This is a genomic window from Desulfovibrio piger ATCC 29098, assembly GCF_000156375.1.
Lineage (GTDB): Bacteria > Desulfobacterota > Desulfovibrionia > Desulfovibrionales > Desulfovibrionaceae > Desulfovibrio > Desulfovibrio piger.
Window position 1 is genome coordinate 1 of record NZ_DS996362.1, and the last position, 2,252, is coordinate 2,252.

Consider the following 2,252-nt stretch of genomic DNA (forward strand, 5'->3'; position numbering starts at 1 on the left):
TCCCACCTATGCTACACATGCAGGCTCAAATCCCAATGTCAAGCTATAGTAAAGGTGCACAGGGTCTTTCCGTCTTTCTGCGGGTACACGGCATTTTCACCGCGACTTCAATTTCACCGAGTCTCTGGCCGAGACAGTGTGGAGATCGTTACGCCATTCGTGCAGGTCGGAACTTACCCGACAAGGAATTTCGCTACCTTAGGACCGTTATAGTTACGGCCGCCGTTTACTGGGGCTTCAATTCGGAGCTTCGCTTGCGCTGACTCCTCCTTTTAACCTTCCAGCACCGGGCAGGCGTCAGTCCGTATACGTCGTCTATACGACTTGGCACAGACCTATGTTTTTAGTAAACAGTCGCCACCACCATTTCTCTGCGGCTTTTCAGGGCTCGACAGAGTGAATCGCTTCACCCTAAAAAGCACCCCTTCTTCCGAAGGTACGGGGTTATTTTGCCGAGTTCCTTGGCCAGAGTTCTCTCGAGCGCCTTGGATTATTCATCCCACCCACCTGAGTTGGTTTCCGGTACGGTTTGCGTGTCCTATACTTAGAAGCTTTTCTAGGCAGCATAGACTCAACAACTTCAGACCTTTCGGTCACGGACTCGCGTCTCAGGATAGAGAGAAGCGGATTTGCCAACTTCTCATCCCTACACGCTTGCACCGGGACAACCAGCGCCCGGCTTGCCTATCTTCCTGCGTCCCTTCATCGCGCGAACACACAAGTACGTGAATATTAACACGTTTCCCATCAGCTACGCCTTTCAGCCTCGCCTTAGGGGCCGACTAACTCCGGGAAGATTACCTTTACCCGGAAAACCTTGGGTTTACGGCGAACGGGTTTTTCACCCGTTTTATCGTTACTCATGTCAGCATAATCACTTCTCCACAGTCCAGCATGCCTTACGACACACCTTCAGCCCGTGAAGAACGCTCCCCTACCAGACCGCATTCGCGGAATTCAAAGCTTCGGTACTATGCTTAGCCCCGTTACATTTTCGGCGCAACGTCATTAGACCAGTGAGCTATTACGCTTTCTTTAAACGATGGCTGCTTCTAAGCCAACGTCCTGGGTGTCTCTACAACGTCACCACCTTAACCACTGAGCATAGATTTGGAGACCTTAGCTGTTGATCTGGGCTCTTACCCTCTCGACGACGGACCTTAGCACCCGCCGTCTGACTCCCATGGTACATCTGACCGGCATTCTGAGTTTGATAGGGTTTGGTAATCTGGTAGGACCCCTAGCCCTGTCAGTGCTTTACCTCCGGTAGACAATCCATGAGGCTATACCTCAATATATTTCGGGGAGAACCAGCTATCACCGGGTTTGATTGGCCTTTCACCCCTATCCACAAGTCATCCAAACCGTTTTCAGCCGGTATTGGTTCGGTCCTCCACAAGGTTTTACCCTTGCTTCAACCTGCTCATGGATAGATCACCCGGTTTCGGGTCTAATCCGCACTACTCATCGCCCTTGTCAGACTCGGTTTCCCTACGGCTCCACTCACGCTTAACCTTGCAGTACAGATTAACTCGCTGACTCATTATGCAAAAGGCACGTGATCACGGAACAAGTCCGCTCTCACAGCTTGTAAGCACCAGGTTTCAGATTCTATTTCACTCCTCTAACAGAGGTTCTTTTCACCTTTCCCTCACGGTACTGGTACACTATCGGTCGTCGGTTAGTACTTAGCCTTGGAAGATGGTCCTCCCGGATTCCCACGAGGTTCCACGTGTCTCGCGGTACTCAGGTACCGGCTGTGTCGCTTTGGGTTTCAGGTACGGGGCTGTCACCCGCTCTGGCAGAGCTTTCCAGCTCATTTCCCCTGCCTACTCATGAATCACATATGCCGGCCCTACAACCCCGGCTGAACGAATCCAGCCGGTTTGGGCTCATCCCATTTCGCTCGCCGCTACTTTGGGAGTCTCGTTTGATTTCTTTTCCTTCAGGTACTGAGATGTTTCACTTCCCTGAGTTGGCGCTGGACACTTTATGTATTCAAGTGCCCGCGACGGAGCATGACCTCCGCCGGGTTTCCCCATTCAGAAATCCCCGGATCACAGAATGTTTAGCTTCTCCCCGAGGCTTTTCGCAGCTTACCACGTCTTTCATCGCCTTCCGACGCCAAGGCATCCACCCGATGCTCTTGTCAACTTGTCTTCTCGAAAAAAACTTCCTTCCATCCCTATTCAATTGTAAAAGAGCAATCACTTTCGTGATGGCCGGATCATATCCGGTTCGAACTCGCAATC

The 2,252-nt window shown here is 51.6% G+C and carries 1 rRNA gene; it reads right to left on the bottom strand.

Annotated features, from left to right (window positions below):
• Positions 1–2,160 (bottom strand): 23S ribosomal RNA (locus DESPIG_RS12395); the annotation flags it as partial.
• Positions 2,161–2,252: the final 92 nt, after the last annotated feature.